Annotated in this window: 19 protein-coding genes; 11 read left to right on the top strand and 8 right to left on the bottom strand. The window is 70.2% G+C overall.

Annotated features, from left to right (window positions below; genetic code table 11):
• Positions 1-5: 5 nt before the first annotated feature.
• The 4 genes from C4U44_RS07875 to C4U44_RS07860 form a co-directional block, all read right to left on the bottom strand.
• Complete coding sequence (locus tag C4U44_RS07875; protein ID WP_160144999.1) at positions 6-815, bottom strand: class I SAM-dependent methyltransferase; 810 nt, start codon at positions 813-815, stop codon at positions 6-8.
• Positions 816-1,118: 303 nt separating this feature from the next.
• Positions 1,119-1,538, bottom strand: coding sequence for a hypothetical protein (locus C4U44_RS07870; RefSeq protein ID WP_103884931.1), 420 nt, complete (start codon positions 1,536-1,538; stop codon positions 1,119-1,121).
• An 8-nt stretch (positions 1,539-1,546) separates the two neighbouring features.
• Positions 1,547-2,056: a SigE family RNA polymerase sigma factor gene (locus tag C4U44_RS07865; protein ID WP_103884930.1), complete on the bottom strand. Its 510-nt coding sequence runs from the start codon at positions 2,054-2,056 to the stop codon at positions 1,547-1,549.
• Positions 2,057-2,836: 780 nt separating this feature from the next.
• Positions 2,837-3,433: a TetR/AcrR family transcriptional regulator gene (locus C4U44_RS07860; protein WP_103885280.1), complete on the bottom strand. Its 597-nt coding sequence runs from the start codon at positions 3,431-3,433 to the stop codon at positions 2,837-2,839.
• A gap of 130 nt (positions 3,434-3,563) precedes the next feature.
• Between C4U44_RS07860 and C4U44_RS07855 the strand changes: the two genes are divergently transcribed.
• On the top strand, positions 3,564-4,496 hold the full coding sequence (locus C4U44_RS07855; protein ID WP_103884929.1) for an alpha/beta hydrolase family protein: 933 nt from the start codon (positions 3,564-3,566) through the stop codon (positions 4,494-4,496).
• Positions 4,497-4,544: 48 nt separating this feature from the next.
• Here the strand turns inward: C4U44_RS07855 and C4U44_RS07850 are convergent, their stop codons facing one another.
• Entirely contained in the window at positions 4,545-5,420 is an 876-nt protein-coding gene (locus C4U44_RS07850; protein ID WP_103884928.1) for an oxidoreductase, read from the bottom strand.
• 64 nt (positions 5,421-5,484) lie between these two features.
• Here C4U44_RS07850 and C4U44_RS07845 point away from each other — a divergent pair, with 64 nt between their 5' ends.
• The 3 genes from C4U44_RS07845 (at position 5,485) to C4U44_RS07835 (ending at position 8,369) form a co-directional block, all read left to right on the top strand.
• Positions 5,485-6,114, top strand: coding sequence for a TetR/AcrR family transcriptional regulator (locus C4U44_RS07845; protein ID WP_103884927.1), 630 nt, complete (start codon positions 5,485-5,487; stop codon positions 6,112-6,114).
• 180 nt (positions 6,115-6,294) lie between these two features.
• On the top strand, positions 6,295-6,882 hold the full coding sequence (locus tag C4U44_RS07840) for a TetR/AcrR family transcriptional regulator (RefSeq protein WP_103884926.1): 588 nt from the start codon (positions 6,295-6,297) through the stop codon (positions 6,880-6,882).
• A complete protein-coding gene (locus C4U44_RS07835) occupies positions 6,846-8,369 on the top strand; it encodes an amidase (RefSeq protein WP_235031904.1) in 1,524 nt (507 codons plus the stop codon). The genes C4U44_RS07840 and C4U44_RS07835 overlap by 37 nt, the downstream gene beginning before the upstream one ends.
• Before the next feature lie 155 nt (positions 8,370-8,524).
• On the opposite strand, the gene C4U44_RS07830 is transcribed toward C4U44_RS07835, so the two are convergent.
• Positions 8,525-8,986, bottom strand: coding sequence for a MarR family winged helix-turn-helix transcriptional regulator (locus tag C4U44_RS07830; protein ID WP_103884924.1), 462 nt, complete (start codon positions 8,984-8,986; stop codon positions 8,525-8,527).
• A gap of 126 nt (positions 8,987-9,112) precedes the next feature.
• Between C4U44_RS07830 and C4U44_RS07825 the strand changes: the two genes are divergently transcribed.
• Complete coding sequence (locus C4U44_RS07825) at positions 9,113-9,676, top strand: NADPH-dependent FMN reductase (RefSeq protein WP_103884923.1); 564 nt, start codon at positions 9,113-9,115, stop codon at positions 9,674-9,676.
• Between the two features lie 74 nt (positions 9,677-9,750).
• Positions 9,751-10,623, top strand: coding sequence for a dioxygenase family protein (locus C4U44_RS07820; protein WP_103884922.1), 873 nt, complete (start codon positions 9,751-9,753; stop codon positions 10,621-10,623).
• A gap of 198 nt (positions 10,624-10,821) precedes the next feature.
• Here C4U44_RS07820 and C4U44_RS07815 read toward each other — a convergent pair whose 3' ends face one another.
• Positions 10,822-11,280, bottom strand: coding sequence for a hypothetical protein (locus C4U44_RS07815; RefSeq protein ID WP_103884921.1), 459 nt, complete (start codon positions 11,278-11,280; stop codon positions 10,822-10,824).
• Between the two features lie 317 nt (positions 11,281-11,597).
• Here C4U44_RS07815 and C4U44_RS07810 point away from each other — a divergent pair, with 317 nt between their 5' ends.
• Positions 11,598-12,710, top strand: coding sequence for an ABC transporter substrate-binding protein (locus C4U44_RS07810; RefSeq protein WP_103884920.1), 1,113 nt, complete (start codon positions 11,598-11,600; stop codon positions 12,708-12,710).
• 129 nt (positions 12,711-12,839) lie between these two features.
• On the opposite strand, the gene C4U44_RS07805 is transcribed toward C4U44_RS07810, so the two are convergent.
• Positions 12,840-13,427, bottom strand: coding sequence for a TetR/AcrR family transcriptional regulator (locus C4U44_RS07805; protein WP_103884919.1), 588 nt, complete (start codon positions 13,425-13,427; stop codon positions 12,840-12,842).
• 69 nt (positions 13,428-13,496) lie between these two features.
• On the opposite strand from C4U44_RS07805, the gene C4U44_RS07800 reads away from it, so the two are divergent.
• The 4 genes from C4U44_RS07800 (at position 13,497) to C4U44_RS07785 (ending at position 17,934) form a co-directional block, all read left to right on the top strand.
• Positions 13,497-14,390: an NADP-dependent oxidoreductase gene (locus tag C4U44_RS07800; protein ID WP_103884918.1), complete on the top strand. Its 894-nt coding sequence runs from the start codon at positions 13,497-13,499 to the stop codon at positions 14,388-14,390.
• A gap of 162 nt (positions 14,391-14,552) precedes the next feature.
• A complete protein-coding gene (locus C4U44_RS07795) occupies positions 14,553-15,158 on the top strand; it encodes a class I SAM-dependent methyltransferase (protein WP_103885279.1) in 606 nt (201 codons plus the stop codon).
• A gap of 293 nt (positions 15,159-15,451) precedes the next feature.
• A complete protein-coding gene (locus tag C4U44_RS07790) occupies positions 15,452-16,150 on the top strand; it encodes a TetR/AcrR family transcriptional regulator (RefSeq protein WP_407642800.1) in 699 nt (232 codons plus the stop codon).
• A gap of 221 nt (positions 16,151-16,371) precedes the next feature.
• Complete coding sequence (locus C4U44_RS07785) at positions 16,372-17,934, top strand: MFS transporter (protein WP_103884917.1); 1,563 nt, start codon at positions 16,372-16,374, stop codon at positions 17,932-17,934.
• Positions 17,935-18,040: the final 106 nt, after the last annotated feature.

The raw sequence follows: 18,040 nt of genomic DNA, 5'->3' as shown, positions 1-18,040 counted from the left end.
TCCTCTCAGAGTCGCCCACTCAGAAGTTGGCAGCCCATGGGGAACGCGTAAGAGCCGTCCCGCCGACGGCAAGGGGCGGCGAGCTCGGCCATGGTTCGGCGTGCCTGGCCGAGTGCGTCCTGGTCAAGACGGCGGAACGCGTCCTGCATGGGGCCGGGGATGGCAAGGACGAAGGACCACCAGCTCTCGAAGTCGGCGCGCTCGAAGGTCCATCGAAGGGTGCGCGACTCGACCGCGTTCAGACCTGCCTCGCGGAAGAGCCCGTCACGTACGCCGGCAGCGGCCAGCTTGTCGAAGACACTGAGGTCGGGTACTTGTTCTGCGGGCAGCACGGCGTCAAGGCAGCGGAGGCCGAGCCGCATGGCAGCGTGCATGTCGAGCGTTCCCCATACGGCGACGGCGAGCCTGCCGCCGGGGACGAGTACCCGCGCGGCTTCCCGGACCGTACGGAGGGGATCGCCCATCATCAGGGCGCCCATGCGGGACATGACCGCGTCGACCGAACCGGGCTCCAACTCCAGAGCGTCCATGGACATGAGCTCGAATCGCACACCATCGTTACCGAGCTTGCGGGCGCGCGCTCGCGCGGCCTCGATCTGGGTCTCGGAGATGTCGATGCCTGTCAACCGAAGGTCGGGTCGCTGCCGCGCCAGTGTCACGGCCGGCTCCCCCACGCCGCATGCGAGATCGAGCACCCTGCCCGACTCGGGGACGGCCTCAAGTGCGGCGAACAGGCCCTCGTCGGCGCCCTGAAGAAGAGGGAGAAACTGGTCGTATTCGACGTCGAGATGATCGAAATCGGGCTGGTCGGACATAGTGATGCACCTCTCGACTTCGGGGCGATTCTTGGTTGCCTGGCGTTGCGATTCGTCGTCGCGCGTCATCGAGCAGCAACGGGACCACCGTGGAAAGTGCCCCGGCCCGACGGCGGGATGATCGCCACGCCGGGGTCCAGGGCCTGACGACCGGGGCGGTCTGCCGCTGTCGGTCAACGGGTTCCGGGCCGAGCAGGTTCAGCTGCTCGTGGCTCATCGGGCTGCACACCACGCTGCGCAGCGGCACCAGTTGCTGACCGGGATCGGTCGCCAGGTCGACTGTCGCGATGCACCGCGGCGTCACTACGGAGCCACCCGTCGGGCCGCCGGGCCCTGACCCCCCGAAACCGACACTGCCCCGTTCGGGTCGTTCGCGCCCTGGTGTGGGGTGGCTCCCGCCTTCGGCCGGAAGGGAGAGACTGCCCCGGAGTTCTTCGGTGCGGGCGCGGTCGGGTGGGGCGTCGCAGGGGTCGTCGGGCCGGTTGTACCGATGGGGGCCAGAGGCGGCGTGGTGCGTGCGGTGTCCGTCCGGGTCAGGCCGACGGCCACGACGACCGCGGAGGCGACCGCCAGCGCGCTCACCGCGGCGAGCGCGGCCCGGCGGCGCCGGATGCGGCGACCGCCCGCGACCGCGGCGTCGGTGACACTGGGCAGCGGCACCTCGGGCTGCGAACCAAGGATCGCTTCGAAGGCGGCGTGCAGAGAGTCGTCGTGCTTGTCCATGTCCGGTCTCATCTGCCGGTCCGTTCGCTGGTCAGGCGCTCGATGATGTCCTTGAGCCGGGCGAGCCCGCGGGCACTCTGGCTCTTGACCGTCCCCGGGCTCACCTGGAGTGCGTGTGCGGTCTGGTCGACGGTCCAGTCCTCCCAGAACCGCAGGACCAACACGGCTCGGTAGCGGGGCGGCAGCTCCATCAGGGCCTCTTGCATCATCCATCGCAACTCCGGGGTCACCGAGACGGCGGAGGGCAGATCGGGCGGCTCGCTCACCGACTCCTCGCGCCAACCCCGCTTGCGCTGCTGGTCGATGAAGGTACGGGTCAGGATGGTACGGGCGTACGCGTCCACGTTGCCGTCCCGGGCGACCCGGCCCCAGGCCGCGTACAGCTTCATCAAAGCAGTCTGAGTCAGGTCCTGTGCCTGGTGCCAATCACCGCACAGCAGGTAGGCGCTGCGTCTCAGCTGTGCCTGCCGCGTCTCGGCGAACTCCCGGAACTCCCGCTCCCGGACGGCTTCCCTCACTCTTGCCGACCCTCCACTCGCACATCCCCCGCCCGTAGTACATACGGGGAGCGGGCGTCCGGGGTTGCACGGTGCGGCAGGAAAAGATTCTCTCCCGCTGCGTGCAACCCGCCCGTGTCCACTGCCGTACTCCTCTCACACCAGGGCTTCCGCGCCACGAGTGGCAGCCCGAGACCGGGACAGAGGAAGATCGTTGTCACGTCACCGTAAGATCACGCAGAGCCGCCGCAGGATGTACTGCCTCGTCGTCGGAACCGCTCTGGCCGCTGCGGGCACGGTCGGTGTCGCCTCCGCGGCCCCGAGCCACACCGCTGCTGCCGCGTCCACCGCCGGTGCTCACAGGGTCACGACCACCGGAGCGAAAGCCGTGTCCCCCGCCGGTGCCCACAGGGTCACGACCACCGGAGCGAAAGCCGTGTCCCCCGCCGGTGCCCACAGGGTCACGACGGCCGGAGCGAAAGCCGTGTCCCCCGCCGGTGCTCACAGGGTCATCCCCTCCGTGGGGGACCCTGCGGGTGCTGTCCGGCCTTCGGAGCTGACCGCGGCCCAGAGGGCGAGCGCGGTGGGCTGACCGCCGGGCATCCGCACTCCGCCGGGGCACGGGCTTTCGCCCGGCCCCGGCGAATGCCGAGAGACTGGGCCTGGGCCCCTCTCAGGAGGCGACGCCGCCACTCGTCGCGGTGCGGCAGAATCGCCTCGAACTCGGCCGCCCGCACGGCCCGTTGCTCTACCGGCGCGCTCACGCCGGACCAACGAATCACCGAGCGGCACGCCCCAAAGTCAGCTCGGCGCCGGGGATGTCCGGGCAAGGCCGGCGAGCAGCAGGTCGATCATGCGGCGGGCCTGGTAGTCGGGGAAGGTCTCGACTCCGATACAGAGGTTGCCGATGCCGAGCATGAAGTCGTAGGCCCGTACGTCGGCGCGTGTACAGCCGGCGGAGGCAGAGGCTTTCAGCAGCTGGTCGAGCACGGGCAGCAGGCGTTCGACGAACTCGTTGTGCAGGGCCTCGAATCCGGCTTGGTCCGAGTGCAGCGCCTCGGCGAGGCCGTGCTTGGTGACCAGGAAGTCGGCGAACTGGTGAACCCACCGCCGCAAGACCTCGTACGGCGTGTCGGCAGCCGCGGGATGGTCGGCGGCAGCGGCGAGCGCGTCGAGCTGGTGCCGGAAGACCGCGACCACCAAGTCCGCCCGGGTGGGGAAGTGGCGGTAGATGGTGCCCATGCCGAGGCCCGATTCGGCGGCGATCTCCCGCACGGGCGCGTCGATCCCCATACGGACGAACACGGCCGCGGCCGCGTCCAGGAGCTTCCGCTCGTTTCGGCGGACGTCGGATCGCCGGCGACCTGCAGGTGCCGGCGGCGTATCGGCCGTGGACATCGTGAGCATCTCCCGGTTGCGAAGCGGAGCGGCGCTCCGTATTGTCACCCGGAGCGGCGCTCCGTATCGAAATGATGCCAGACACCGCGCAGCACGGCCCACTGGGCTTGTTCGAGAGAGGCATTCACACATGAGCGACACCACGTCGACCGACGGCGGCAACGGCTTCACCACCCCGGTGGTCTCTGTCAGCCCGCTCGCACTGGCCGCCCCGGACCGCGGCCAGGACCTGGAGGTACGGGTCACAGCGCCGACGACCGGCCACGATCTGCCCGTCGTCGTCTTCTCCCACGGCATGACCTTGACCATGGACGATTACGCACCTCTGGTCGCTTTCTGGGCCTCCCACGGATTCGTCGTCGTCCAGCCCACCCATCTCGACTCGCTGGGCCTGCCCCCCGACGACCCGCGCACCCCGCTCATCTGGCGTATCCGCACCGACGACCTGACCCGGATCCTGGACCAGCTCGACGCCATCGAAGCCGGCGTACCCGGGTTGGCCGGCCGCATCGACCACGACCGCATCACGGTCGCCGGACACTCCTGGGGCGCACAGACCGCCAGCACCCTGGTGGGCGCACGGGTCGTCGACGCCGACGGGACGCCCGGTGAGAGCACGACCGACTCGCGGGTGAAAGCGGCGGTACTGCTCTGCCTGCCCGGTACCGGCGGACCCGACCTGACCCCGCTCGCCGCCCAGTACTTCCCGTTCATGAGCCCAGATTTCGCCGAGCTGAAGACACCCAGCCTCGTGGTCGCCGGCGACCACGACCGGTCTCCGTTGACGGTGCGCGGTCCGGACTGGTTCACCGACGGATACCGCCTCAGCTCCGGCGCCACCGATCTGCTCACCCTCTTCGGAGCCGAACACGGACTCGGCGGCATCCAGGGGGCCAACGACACCCGCACCACCGACGAGAGCCCCGAGCGTGTCGCACTCGTCCAGCACGTCACCCTGGCGTATCTGCACACCGCGCTCGGCCTCGACAACGACGCGTGGCCTGCCGCCCGTCGGTCTCTGGCCGCGGCCGTCGACCCGCTGGGCAGCATCGACTCGAAGTGACCGCCTCCTCGTACCGGCCCGCGAGCCCAGTTTCGCCGAACTCCAGTTTCAGACCGGGCAGTTCACGCGGGTGAGCCGTTCGGAGACATCCCAGAGGCGGGCCGCGAGGTCCAGATCCCGCGCGGTGGCCGAGCGTGCGATGAGTTCGGGGGCGCCTCGCATATGGCCGAGGTGGCTGGGGCCGGTGAAGCTGTCGCCGGGGATGTCGGCGACAGCTGCGTACAGCACGGGAAGGGCGCCCCGGTCGGGGCCTTGCGCCAGCAGCTTGAGGGCTACGGCCCACGGCAGGGGCGGGCGGTGCCCGTCACGCTGGTAGATGTCGGTCGCCACCAGACCGGGATGCGCCGCCTGCGCCAGTACGCCGGACCCGGCGGCGATCAGCCGGCGCTGGAGTTCCGCGGTGAACAGCAGGTTTGCCAGCTTGGAGTCGTTGTAGGCCCGGGAGCCGCGAAAGGGGCGCCGCTGCCAGTCGAGGTCTCCGAAGTCGAGCCGGCCCATGCGCTCGGCCTGTGAGGCAACCGTCACGACCCGGCCGGCGAGGTGCTCGAACAGCAGGTTGGTCAGGGCGAAGTGGCCGAGGTGGTTGACGCCGAACGAGGACTCGAAACCGTCGGCAGTGCGGGCGAGGGAGGGAGCCGAGATCCCGGCATTGTTGACCAGCAGGTCGATCGGGCCGTCCCAGCCCGCAGCGAACGTCCGCACCGATGCGAGGTCGGCGAGGTCGAGCTCGCGGACCTCGGTTTTCCCGGGCATGCCGGCAGCTGCCTTCCGGCCCTTTTCGGAGTTGCGCACCGCGAGGACCACTCGGGCTCCGGCCGCCGACAACGCCTGGGCGGTGGACCGCCCGACCCCGGCGCTCGCACCGGTGACGATCGCCGTGGTGCCGGTCAGATCAGGAATGTCACGCACAGTCCATGTAGTCATGGACAAGAATGTAGTCAGCGACTAGAAACCTGTCAATGACTACATTGGGGCTAGACTGCACCCCATGACGACGCACCCCTACCACCACGGCCGCCTGCGGACCGCCCTGCTCACCGAAGCGGAGCGCATCCTTCGCGAGGACGGCGCCGAGAACCTCTCGCTGCGTGAGCTCGCGCGGAGGGCAGGAGTCAGCCACGGTGCGCCCCGTCACCACTTCCCCGACCGCCAATCCCTACTGGACGCCCTCGCGGAGGCGGGATTCCTCCGCCTTGGCGACGAGGTGCGCGCGGCGATCGGTGGCGCCGCGCCGGACTTCGAGGCGCGACTGCGGGCGACGGCGACCGCGTACGTCCGGTTCGCGGTGCGTGAGAGTGCCCTGCTCGACCTCATGTTCGCCAGGAAGAGCGGGGGCGAGCCGAACGCCCTCACCGAAAGCTTCATGGGGCTGTCCACCGCGGTGGGCGACCTGATTCACCAGGGGCAGCAGGTGGGACGGCTCCCACCGGTTGACCCCGAGCGACTGCGCCTGCTCCTCGTTGCCACTCTTCAAGGCATCGCCGCACTCATCATCGCCGGCAGAGCGCCCGTCAACCAGATGGACGCGCTCATCACCGACGCGATCACTCTCTTCGCGGGAGACCACTCCCGGCAACAGACCCCCGGGCGCGTCCCGAAGGATTCCGCCGGCTCGTAGCGTCGTTCCCGGAGGACCGGGGGTGAAGCGGGACGCTGGACGTCGCACGGCGATGAAGGAGGCCGATCGAGCCGGCGCCGAGGCCGGCGTGCGCACGTGGCCGAGGGTCCATTTCTCCGTGCAGCGCGAGACCTCTCCGCCGAGTGAGACGACCGGTCTACGCCATGGCACTATGGATCCATGACAGCAGCGAGGGTCGACACGCGCCGGGCCATCCTGGACAGCGGGCGAAGAGTGATCACCGCCAAGGGATACAGCGCGGTCGGCCTGAACGAAATCCTGAAGGAGGCAGGGGTTCCGAAGGGGTCCTTCTATCACTTCTTCACCTCCCGCGACGCGTTCGGCGAGGCGCTGCTGCAGCGCTACTTCGACGAGTACTTCGCCACCATGGACCGCATCACCGCCGACCGGAACAAGAACGCGGCACAGCAGCTGATGCAGTACTGGCAGAACTTCTACGACACCCAGGCCGTGGACGACTGCCAGGGGCGATGCCTGGTGGTCAAGCTCGGCGCCGAGATCGCCGACCTCTCGGAGGCGATGCGGGAGACCATGAAGGCCGGGACCACACAGATCGTCGACCGACTGGAGCGGATGATCACCGCTGGTGTCGGCGACGGATCCCTGACCATCGATGCCGATCCACGCGCGACCGCCGAGACTCTCTACGACCTGTGGCTCGGCGCCAGTGTGATGGCCAAGATCCATCGCAGCACGGCCTGTCTCGACCGGTGCATGGCGACCACGCGCCGCATCCTGCACAACTGAACAGCATCGCTGCCGGCGGCATCGCCGCCGGCAGTTTTCACGGCCATTGCAGAGACGACCAGTCTACTAGAGGAACGATCATGAATACCGACCTGACCCGCGCGGACGCCATCGAGCTCGCTGAGCTGATCCGCGCCAAGAAGGTGTCCGCCGTCGAGGTGGTCCAGGCTCACCTGGACCGCATCGAGGCCGTCAACCCGAAGATCAACGCCGTCGTCACGCTCGCCGACGATGCGCTGGAAGCGGCGAAAGCCGCCGACCGGGCTCTGGCGGGGGGCGTGCACAGCGGTCCCCTGCACGGCGTCCCGTTCACGGCCAAGGACTCCTTCGACACCATCGGGGTGCTGACCCAGCGCGGCTCCCCGATCTTCAAGGGCCGCATCCCCGACACCGATGCCACCAGCGTCGCCCGCATCAAGGAGGCCGGCGGCATCCTGCTGGCAAAGACCAACCTGCCGGAGTTCTCCTACTCCACCGAAAGCGACAACCTGCTCACCGGTCGGACGAACAATCCCTACCACCTCGACCGCACGGCCGGCGGCTCGAGCGGTGGCGAGTCGGCGGCCGTCGCCGCCGGACTGTCCCCCTTCGGGCTCGGCAGCGACCTGGCGATCTCGGTGCGCGGCCCGGCCGCCCACACCGGCATCGTCGCGCTGAAGGCCACCCACGGCCGGATCCCCATGACCGGCGTGTGGCCGCGCGTACCACGGCGGGACTGGCATGTGGGCCCCATGGCCCGCACCGTCCGCGACGTCGCCCTGACCTACTCACTGATGTCCGGACCCGACGGCGCCGACGGCTTCGCCACCACCCCCCGCTCCTATGACGCGGGGCTGGGCGCCGACCCCGACCGCCCGGTGCGCGTGGGCTGGCTCGTCGACTCCGGGCTCGGCCCCATCGACCCGCAGGTGGCTGCCACGGTGCACGCCGCCGCCGAAGCCCTCAAGGGCGCGGGCGCGCGGGTCGAGCAGGTGGACATCCCGGCCTTCGCACGCGACAACCCGCTCGAACTGTTCTACAAGCAGCACGTGATGGAGGTGAAGCCCGCCTTCGCGGAGGTCACCGCCGGGCACGAGGACCAGATGTTCACCGTGTCACGGAACATGCTGGCCGGCCCCGACACCTCGATGCGCGACTACGTCCTGGCCGAACAGGGCATCGAGCGTCTGCGGGACGCCTTCGCCGCCTACTTCCACCGGTTCGACGCCCTACTGCTGCCGGTTCTGCCGATCCCGGCCCACGAGCACGGCCTCACCCGGTTCACGATCGACGGTCACATCGTGGATGCCGCACACATCCAGACCGCCACCATCCCCTTCAACCTGACCGGCCTGCCCGCGCTGTCGATGCGGTTCGGCACCAGCAGCGATGGCCTGCCCATCGGCGTTCAGCTCGCCGCCGGCTGGCACGCCGAATCCACCATCCTGCACCTGGCAGCCCTGCTGGAGTCGGTCAGCCCGGTCCGCGACCAGCATCCCGCAATCTGACCTCTGCGCCACTCGTGGGGTGTGTCAACTTGAGTGCGCGCGCGGGCAGGTTGACACACCCGCCCCGCGCGACCGGACGCCTCGTCCTCGACCGGGATCACTCGCGGGCGCTTCCACAGGATCGTGTCACCGCGTCGGCACGGTCGCTCGTCGTCTCATCCCGCGTGCTCGATGCGGGCGAGGACCTTGTCGGAAATCCGGTGCAGGGTCCGTAGTTCATCGGGGGTCACGACGTCGATGAACAGGTCCAGCACGTGTCTGACGTGTCGGGGCGCCGCGTCCGCCAGGTACGCGAAACCGGCTTCGGTGAGGATCGCCTGTGTGTACCGTCCGTTGTGCGGGTCCGGCTCGCGGCGCACGAACCCGCGCTTCTCGAGCCGGTTGATCATGTGGGACAGACGGGACAGTTCCGTGTTGGCCAGGACCGCGAGCTCGCTGATCCGCATGCGGTGCTCGGGCTGGTCGGACAGGTGCGCGAGCACGTAGTACTCGATGAAGCTGAGCTTCGAGTCCTGCTGAAGCTGCGACTCCAGCGCCGCCGGCAGCCTCTGGAGAAGCCTCATGAACCCGCGCCACGCCGCCAGCTGATCGCCACTGAGCCACTGTGGCTCGGACATCTCGGACTCCCCTGGGACAGACATGTGCGCAGCCTAATGGCGGCGAGACCAACTTGAATCCTCATGTGAAGACGGTTAAGGTCACGCTTGAATGTTCAAGCGTGACCAGAAGCGGAAGGACCATCCATGAGCAACCTGAAGTTGGCCGTCATTCTCGGCAGCACCCGCCCCGGCCGTAACGGCGAGGCGGTCGCGCAATGGGTGCTGGCCCGGGCCAAGGAGCGGGCGAACGCCGACTACGAGCTGATCGACCTGCTCGACCACCCGCTGCCGCACCTGGACGAGGCGGTGCCGGCGAGCAGGGGCCTGTACGCGGGCGAGCACACGAAGGCATGGGCCGCCAGGATCAAGGAGTTCGACGGGTACATCTTCGTGACCCCGGAGTACAACCACTCCACCTCCGGCGTGCTGAAGAACGCCATCGACTACCTCTACGCCGAGTGGAACAACAAGGCGGCGGCCTTCGTCTCCTACGGCTCGCTCGGCGGTACGCGGGCGATCGAGCACCTGCGGGCGATCTCGAGTGAACTGCAACTGGCCCATGTCCGCCAGCAGTTGTCGTTCTCGCTGCTCACCGACTTCGAGAACTACTCGGTGTTCAAGCCCTCCGCGACGCACGACTCCGCTGCGTCCGTCCTGTTCGACCAGCTCGAGTCCTGGGCCGGCGCCCTCACGGCCGTCCGAAGCTGAGGCGCCATGAGGCTCTACGGACTCGAAGAGCGCTCCGCCACCGCAGACGTGATCGAGGCGCAGTGAGGTCAACCATGAAAGCTCCCGTCGATCCCGCGGCGGTCCACGACCGGTTCATGAGCGAGCAGGCTCCCGCCAGTCGCGGTCAGCGCCGCTGGACGCCCGCCGACGGGCCGATGCCCGCGCTCTACCTCAGCCATGGCTCTCCGGCGCTGTTCGAGGACGCGGTGTGGATGAGCGAGCTGTTCGGCTGGTCCCAGTCCCTGCCCAAGCCGACCGCGATCCTGATCGTCAGCGCGCACTGGGAATCGGCTCCGCTCAGCCTGTCGGCGTCGGACCCGGCCACACCGTTGGTCCACGACTTCGGGGGCTTCGCCGAGCGGTACTTCCGGATGACCTACGAGACACCGGACGCCGGGGCACTGGCCGCCCGGGTCGCGGCCTCGATGCCCGACAGCGAACCGATCCACCAACACACCAGTCGTGGCCTGGACCACGGCGCGTGGGTCCCGTTGAAAATCATGTACCCCTACGGCGACGTCCCGGTCCTGCAGATGTCCTTGCCCACCCACGACCCCGCCCGACTGCTGGACATCGGCCGCCGACTGCAGGGGCTGCGTGAGGAAGGCGTGCTCGTCATCGGGTCGGGCTACATGACGCACGGTGTTCCCTTCCTGACCCGGGACCAGTTCGTGCACAACGTCGTCCCCTCCTGGTCCGCCGACTTCGACGCCTGGGCCGCCGACGCCCTCGCCCGTGGTGACGTCGACGCCCTGGCCGACTACCGCAGCCTCGCCCCCGCGGTGCGCTTCGCGCATCCCACCGTCGAGCACTACACGCCCATGTTCGTCACCCTCGGAGTCGCAACCGACGCCGACGTGCCCGTACGGACGACGATCGAGGGCTATCGGTTCGGGCTGTCCAAGCGGTCCTTCCAAGTCGCCTGAGCAGAATCGCCCGGTCTCTCCCGCGACATCTGAGTGCGCGAATGCCGCCGCGCCCCGTCTGGCCTGCTACGCAGTGGGTCAGGGAGGGGCGCGGCGGCATCCCAGGGCCTCCCCTGGGCATTGGAGCCGGGGGCCGTCAACGCGGTGAGGACCGCTTCGCAGGTCCCGTCCACGGCCCGTCCCCGCAAGCGGTCGTGGTCAACTGCTGGACGCGGCGGCGGTGCTGGCGTCCTGGCGCTGCCAGAGGGACTGCACCACCAGACCGGTGAAGACCTGCACGGGCACGGGAGCGGTGCCGAGTTCGGCGGACAGGCCCCGGCCGGGGCGAGTGCGGGTGAAGGTGCCCAGTTCCCTTCCGTGGTGCAGGAGCCGCCAGGGCCGGCGGAACCGCGAGATCCGCTCCAGACGGTAGTCGTCGCCGTCGCAGACCACCTCCCACACCCGTCCGGTGCGGTGGGCCGAGGCGCGGACCGCGTCGGCGGCCCGCAGCTCGTACGATCGGCCCCATCGGGCGACATGGAACTCCAGAGTCTCCCCTGCCAGTTCGAGCGGACCTCCGGACCGGCGTCCCCGGCGCCGCCAGTGCGCCACCGGGGAGCCGTCGAGGGCGATCTCGTGGTCACGGCTCCACCCGTGCTTGCGTGTGATTTCCAGCATGTCGCGCGCATCTCCTTGTCACGGCCTCGGTCGAGGCCCTCCTTGGAGCGTGCCCCGCCCGGCCGTGTCCGGGACTGTTCCCGTGCACGGCATTTGTGGCCGCTCGAAGGCCCAGGTGTTCGGCCGCAGCCTCATCCGTCAGGCCGTCAGTCCGTCAGGCCGTCACCGGAGGCCCGACAGCCGGGCACGAACCGGCCAGGTGCGGGACGGGGCAACTTCCGCCGGAACGCGATGGGATACACCAGCAAGGCCGGGGAGTTCAGGCAACTCGGAACTCCAGCCGGTGCAGCACGACCGTGACCGAGGAACCAGGACTCATGAACACTGCACCCCCACTTTCTGAGACAGGGCGAACCGACAGGTCGGCGCTCCTGATCGGCGCCCTTGTTCCCCTGACACGCCCCGGGTGGGTCGAGGCAGGCCGCCACCTGCTCGCCGGACTTGATCTGGCGGTCCGCGAAGTCAATGAGGGCGGCGGCATCAACGGCAGGCCACTGGAGCTTCTCGTCCGAGACACCGCTGCCGATCCGAGCAGGGCGATCACCGCAGTGGACGACTTGGCCCGCGAGGGAGTGGTCGCACTGGCGGGTGAGTACCACAGTGTCGTCGCTCGCGCCGCTGCCGCCCGGGCCGACGCGCTCGGCGTTCCGTTCCTCTGCTCGTCCGCGGTCCTCGACGCACTCACCGACGGGCCGACCCGATGGGTCGCGCGGCTGCCTCCGCGGCAGTCCCGCGGCTGGAACCTCTACGCGGACTTCCTCCTGGACGCCGGGCATCGGCACGTGGCCGTCGTGACCCAGCCGAGCATCTACTGGGCCGCCGGAGCAGCTGTTCTCCGGGACCGGCTCGCCGCACGCGGAGCGACCGTCACGGAGCTCGACATGCGCGCGCTTGCTCCTGCGGCGGTGTGCGATGCCGTTGCCGACCGACGGGCGACGGCGCTCCTTCTCCTCGTCGGCAATCCGGAACCCGCCGTGTCGCTGGTCAAGTCCGCCCGCCACGACCCTCGTCTCGCCGAGCTTCTGATCGGTGCTCCTGCCGGGCAGCCGGAGTTCGCCGCATGGGTGACCGCCCTCGGAGATGACGGATCCGCCATTCCCTTTCTGCGCTACCTGCCTGCTCGCCTCGGTGCCCTCGGACAGCGCACCGAGGCCGCGCTCGCCGAACGTCTGGCAACAGCACCGTCCTTCGTCGCCTTCGAGGGGTACGACACCGTGACAGTGCTCGCTGAAGCACTGCGTTCCCACGGAGCCGACCGAGCGAGCGTCGCCGAGTCCTGGCCGCACCTCGCGGTACCGGGCAGCCGCGGAGAGATCCGTTTCTCCTGCCCGCCAGGTGGAGGAGTCCGGCAGTGGGAATCCGCTCCCATGCAGGTCGTTGAGCGAGACCCGAAGAACAGCAATCGCTTTCGGATCCTCCACAGCGGCTGACCGGGCACGGAGGCCGCCGCCGGTCCGGCGTCAGCTGGCTCCGGCCGTTCGAGGCGGACGCCGCCGGCCGTCACACCCCGCCCGATCCGTGAACGCAGGAGGGTCGGCCGGGGTGTGACGGCTTTCTGCTCACGCCCGCCGCGAGGCGCGGGTGACCTCCCAGGCCGCCTCGATCATCGGGAAGACCTCGTCCACCGCGCCTTCCGGGTCGGCCGCCTCGCGGGCCAGCGCATAGGCGTCGATCACGAACCTCGCGATCGCCCGGCTCGCCGTCGCGCTCACCGGCGGTTCGGGATCGCCTGCGATGGCCGCGGCCAGCGTCTCCGCGTGCCGCAGCCGCACCGACTCCTCGTACTTCCGCAGCGCGGGCGACCCGTCGATCATGCGCCAGACCGGGGCGGCGCTGTCCGCCGTGCAGTGGCGCACCAGGGCCAGGATCTCCTCACGCAGCGCGGGGATGAGCGGTTCGTGCGGCGCCCGGCCGGTGACCGCCTGCGTGAGGCGCTGCTCGAAGTCCTCGTCCCGCTCGAAGACCAGCGCCTCCTTCGAGGCGAAGTGGGAGAAGAGCGTGGTGACGGCCACGTCGGCCTCGGCGGCCACGTCACGGATGCCCACCGCGTCGTACCCGCGTTCCAGGAAGAGCCGCAGGGCGGTGTCGGCGATCCTCTGGCGGGTCGCGGCCTTCTTGCGCTCACGGCGTCCGGGCGGCACGGTCATGCGCTGACGCTACCAGATGCAAAAGTGGAGTCGTTTCAAAAAGCTAACTGTTAGTGCTACGGTCCCCGCATGAAGAAGGTGAGCTTCGCCGAGTTCGGCGGTCCGGACGTCCTGCACCTCATAGACGCCGAGGAGCCCCACGCGGGCCCCGGCCAGGTACGCATCGCCGTACGGGCGGCGGGCGTGAACCCCGTCGACTGGAGGATCCGCGAGGGCCAGATCCTCGGCGCCCATCCGACCGAGTTGCCCTCCGGGGTCGGCCAGGACGCCGCAGGGGTGGTGGACGAGGTCGGCGAGGGCGTCGCGGGGGTCGAGGTGGGCGACCCCGTGTTCGGCGAAGGCACCGGCACCTACGCCGAGTTCGCCGTGCTGTCGGCCTGGGTCCGCATGCCCGAGGGGCTGACGTTCGAAGAGGCCGCCGGGTACCCGTCCGTGGTGGAGACAGCGCTGCGCATCATCCGCGAGGTCGGCGTGCGACCCGGTCGGACGCTGCTGGTCAGCGGTGCGTCGGGGGGAGTCGGTTCGGCGGTACTGCAGATCGCCCGCGAGCGCGGCATCGCGGTGATCGGCACGGCCGGGGCCGCGAACCAGGACTATCTGCGCGGCCTCGGTGCCGTCGCGACGACGTACGGCGAGGGCTGGGTGGAACGGGTGCGCCGGCTCGGCGGTGTCGACGCGGCGCTCGATCTGGCCGGTTCGGGCGTGATCCGTGAACTCGGCGAGCTGACCGGGGATCCGCGGAAGGTGGTCTCCATCGCCGATCTCGACGCGCCGCTGCACGGCGCCCGGTTCTCCGGCACGGCCGGGAGCGTGCCGGACGCGCTCGCCGAGGCCGCCCTGCTCATCGCGCTGGGCAAGCTCCACATCCCGGTCGAGAAGTCGTACCCGCTCGCCGATGCCGCGGCGGCCCACGTCGACAGCCAGGCCGGTCACACGCGCGGGCGCCGGGTCATGGTCGTCTGAGCCGACCCGGTCCGCTCACGGGAGGTCGTGGCGGGGTCCGGCCAGGCGGATCCCCTCGGCGCGGAAGTCGCAGGCGCGGACCTGCGGGGCACGGACCCGCGGATGCGGTGCGGGGCCCGGAGCCCTCTGGCCCGGCCGCCGGGGGCGCCTATCCTTGCCGGCGTGAACCGATGGGAAGAGCTGACCGGCGGCAGGACGGGCGAGGACTACGCCGCGCGGTTCGCCGCACTCGCCGCCGCCGGCAAGGACGTGCACGGAGAGGCGCGGCTGTGTGCCGCACTCGTCCCGCCCGGGGCCCGGGTGCTGGACGCCGGGTGCGGCACCGGACGCGTCACGATCCGTCTCGCCGCCCTCGGGTACGACTGCGTCGGCGTCGACCTCGACACGTCCATGCTGGCGGTGGCGCGGGAGCAGGCGCCGGAACTGCCCTGGATCCAGGCCGATCTGGCGGAGTTCGAGCCGGCCGCCTTCGGGGTCGCGGCGGACTTCGACCTCGTGGTGGCGGCCGGCAACATCTTCCCCCTGCTGGCCACGGGCACGGAGGAGGCGGTGGTCCGGCGGCTCGCCGCGGCCCTGTGCCCGGGCGGCCTGCTCGTCTCCGGCTTCGGCCTGGACCGGGAGCACCTGCCCGTGCCCCCGTCCCTGACCCTGCCGGAGTACGACGCCGCCTGCGCCGCCGCCGGGCTCACCCTCGTCGAGCACTTCGCGAACTGGGACGGCGAGCCGTATGCCGGCGGCGGGTACGCGGTGAGCGTGCACCGCCACTGAAGCGCGCGCCCTGAGCGGCACGCACCCCAGGGCGCGAGGCTCCCCCGAGCGGCAGCCACCCCTGAGCGCCGTACTCCGCCGGCGCACCGTCCGTGTCCGGGCGGCACCGGAACGGGGCGGTAACAAAGAATTTCCCGGATATGGCGCAGGTCACATTCGCGCGGTGAAATATCCGGGGACCCGATCCCCGTTTGAGATTCTGTGAGCGCAAGCGGGGATCAACCCCCCGGTTGGGCATCGGACCGGATGCCACGCACACGATCAGATTCCCGTTCGGAGGAAGGAGGTCCGTCGTGACCGTCATCGCAGAAGTCCCGGAGGTCGCGGAGAAGGAGATCTCCTCCGCCCCGAGGGTCCGCGCGGATGCTCTTCGGAACAGGGAGCGGATCGTGGCGGCGGCCCGGGACGCTTTCGTCGAGTTCGGGCCGGAGGCCCCGCTCGACGAGATCGCCCGGCGGGCGGGCATCGGAAACGCCACCCTCTACCGGCATTTCGCCGACCGGCGGGTGCTCGTGCACGACGTGCTGCTCTCGGTGCTGGTCCGCACCGCGGACCACGCGGAGGAGGCCGGCGCGCGGGAGAGCGACCCGTTCACCGCGCTGCGCCGCTTCGCGCACGCCGCGGTCGACGAGCGGGTCGGCGCGCTGTGCGGGCTGGTGGCCGGGATGTTCGACGAGCTCACTCCGGACCTCAACTCCCAGCGCGACCGGCTGCATCGGGGCGTCGAAGCCCTGATGGACCGGGCGCGGCGGGCCGGGCAACTGCGTGCCGACGTCGGCGTGGGCGACCTGATGGTCGCGCTGTCCCAGCTCACCCGACCGCTGCCGGGCATCGACTGCCCGGGCATCGAGGAGGTCGCCCACCGCCACCTCCACCTGTTCCTGGACGGCCTGCGGCCGTCCGCCGCCTCCGACGCCGCACTGCCCGGCCGCCCCACCGTCCTCGACGACCTCCGCGGGCGCCGCCACAAGGCCCCCTGTACCTCCTCCTGAACCGCCGCGGCGGCACCGGACGACGGCGTCCGGCACCGCACACGGAATTCCCAGAACCCCGCTTTCCGATGCGTGAATCCGCCATGAACGTTTCCTGACGCTCCCGTCCGCCCATCCGTTCCGTCCCCCCGCGTATTGCGCCGCGAACGCTCCCGAAGGTCCGTTCGCCCGGCACCCCCATGCCTTTTTCCTCTTCTTTCCCCTCCCGAGGTGGATCTTCCATGTCCCGAACGACATCCCAGCCGAATTCCCCGGAACAGGCCCGCACGTCGGGCCTGCCGATTCCGGACCCCCGGCGCTGGAAAGCGCTGGTCTTCATCTCGATCGCGCAGCTGATGGTCGTGCTGGACGCGACGATCGTGAACATCGCGCTGCCGAGTGCCCAGCACTCCCTCGGCATCTCCGACGCGAACAAGCAGTGGGTCATCACCGCCTACGCCCTCGCCTTCGGCGGGCTGCTGCTCTTCGGTGGCCGCGTGGCGGATCTGTGGGGACGCAAGCGCACCTTCGTCCTGGGCCTGTTCGGCTTCGCCCTCGCCTCCGCGGTCGGCGGCGCGGCAGGTAACCAGGCGATGCTGCTCGGATCCCGTGCCGCGCAGGGCCTCTTCGGCGCGCTGCTCGCACCCGCCGCGCTGTCGCTGCTGGCGGTGACCTTCACCGACGCCAAGGAGCGGGCCAAGGCGTTCGGCGTCTTCGGCGCGATCGCCGGCGGCGGCGGCGCGGTCGGGCTGCTGCTCGGCGGCGTGCTCACCGAGTACCTGAACTGGCGCTGGACCTTCTTCGCCAACATCCCCTTCGCCATCACCGCGGCCCTGGGCGCGTACTTCGTGATCCGCGAGCCCGAGGGCGGGCGGAACCGCTCGCCGCTCGACATCCCCGGCGTGGTGCTCTCCACGCTCGGCCTGGTCTCGCTGGTGTACGGCTTCACCCGCGCCGAGACCAGCGGCTGGTCCGCGGCCTCGACGATCGGCCTGTTCGTCGCCGCCGTGGTACTGCTGGGCGTCTTCGGTCTGGTCGAGACGAGGACCAAGGCTCCGCTGCTGCCCCTGCGGGTCGTCTCCGAGCGCAACCGCGGCGGCACGTACCTGTCGCTGGGCCTGGCGATCATCGGGCTCTTCGGTGTCTTCCTCTTCCTCACCTACTACCTGCAGGTGGTGCAGGGGTACTCGGCGATCAAGACCGGCTTCGCGTTCCTGCCCATGGTCACCGCGTTCGTGGTCGGCTCCACGCAGATCGGCACCAGGCTGGTCACCCGGGTTCCGGCCCGGTGGCTGATGGCCCCCGGTTTCGCCGTGGCCGCCGTCGCGATGCTGCTGCTGACCCGGCTGGAGGTCGGATCGTCCTACCCGGGCGTGATCCTGCCGGGGCTGGTCCTGCTGGGCCTGGGCATGGGCACGGCGTTCATGCCGGCCATGTCGCTGGCGACGCACGGCGTGCAGCCGCGTGACGCCGGTGTCGCCTCGGCCATGGTCAACACCTCGCAGCAGGTGGGCGGCGCCATCGGCACCGCGCTGCTGAACACGGTGGCGGCCTCCGCGACGACGTCGTACCTGGCGTCGCACGCGGCCTCGGCCGGCGGCCAGAAGCTGGTGCAGGCGCAGGGCCTGGTGCACGGCTACACCCACGCCATCTGGTGGGCGGTGGGCATCGAGGCGGTCGCGTCCCTGATCGCCCTGGTCTTCATCAACGGCGGCCGCCCCGGCGGTGGCACCCGGCTCGCGTCGAGCGAGGACGGGCAGTCCGCGCAGGACGAGGCCGCCGAGGTCCCGGTGGTCCTGCACTGAGCCGAGGGCGCGGCGGCCGGAACCACCGGCGGCCGCGCCCGGACCCTCCGCGCAACCCTCCACGAAGGCGGGTGTCCCGATCCCGGGGCACCCGCCTTCGTGCGTG

The organism is Actinacidiphila yanglinensis, from assembly GCF_900107965.1.
GTDB classification, from domain to species: Bacteria; Actinomycetota; Actinomycetes; order Streptomycetales; family Streptomycetaceae; genus Actinacidiphila; species Actinacidiphila yanglinensis.
This window is presented reverse-complemented; position numbering and strand designations above follow the sequence as displayed.

What these genes read in the sequence shown, in the direction of transcription:
- C4U44_RS07875 (WP_160144999.1), bottom strand. Translation starts at nt 815, where the DNA reads ATGTCCGACCAGCCCGATTTCGATCATCTCGACGTCGAATACGACCAG.
- C4U44_RS07870 (WP_103884931.1), bottom strand. Translation starts at nt 1,538, where the DNA reads ATGGACAAGCACGACGACTCTCTGCACGCCGCCTTCGAAGCGATCCTT.
- C4U44_RS07860 (WP_103885280.1), bottom strand. Translation starts at nt 3,433, where the DNA reads ATGTCCACGGCCGATACGCCGCCGGCACCTGCAGGTCGCCGGCGATCC.
- C4U44_RS07855 (WP_103884929.1), top strand. Translation starts at nt 3,564, where the DNA reads ATGAGCGACACCACGTCGACCGACGGCGGCAACGGCTTCACCACCCCG.
- C4U44_RS07850 (WP_103884928.1), bottom strand. Translation starts at nt 5,420, where the DNA reads ATGACTACATGGACTGTGCGTGACATTCCTGATCTGACCGGCACCACG.
- C4U44_RS07845 (WP_103884927.1), top strand. Translation starts at nt 5,485, where the DNA reads ATGACGACGCACCCCTACCACCACGGCCGCCTGCGGACCGCCCTGCTC.
- C4U44_RS07840 (WP_103884926.1), top strand. Translation starts at nt 6,295, where the DNA reads ATGACAGCAGCGAGGGTCGACACGCGCCGGGCCATCCTGGACAGCGGG.
- C4U44_RS07830 (WP_103884924.1), bottom strand. Translation starts at nt 8,986, where the DNA reads ATGTCCGAGCCACAGTGGCTCAGTGGCGATCAGCTGGCGGCGTGGCGC.
- C4U44_RS07825 (WP_103884923.1), top strand. Translation starts at nt 9,113, where the DNA reads ATGAGCAACCTGAAGTTGGCCGTCATTCTCGGCAGCACCCGCCCCGGC.
- C4U44_RS07820 (WP_103884922.1), top strand. Translation starts at nt 9,751, where the DNA reads ATGAAAGCTCCCGTCGATCCCGCGGCGGTCCACGACCGGTTCATGAGC.
- C4U44_RS07815 (WP_103884921.1), bottom strand. Translation starts at nt 11,280, where the DNA reads ATGCTGGAAATCACACGCAAGCACGGGTGGAGCCGTGACCACGAGATC.
- C4U44_RS07810 (WP_103884920.1), top strand. Translation starts at nt 11,598, where the DNA reads ATGAACACTGCACCCCCACTTTCTGAGACAGGGCGAACCGACAGGTCG.
- C4U44_RS07805 (WP_103884919.1), bottom strand. Translation starts at nt 13,427, where the DNA reads ATGACCGTGCCGCCCGGACGCCGTGAGCGCAAGAAGGCCGCGACCCGC.
- C4U44_RS07800 (WP_103884918.1), top strand. Translation starts at nt 13,497, where the DNA reads ATGAAGAAGGTGAGCTTCGCCGAGTTCGGCGGTCCGGACGTCCTGCAC.
- C4U44_RS07785 (WP_103884917.1), top strand. Translation starts at nt 16,372, where the DNA reads ATGTCCCGAACGACATCCCAGCCGAATTCCCCGGAACAGGCCCGCACG.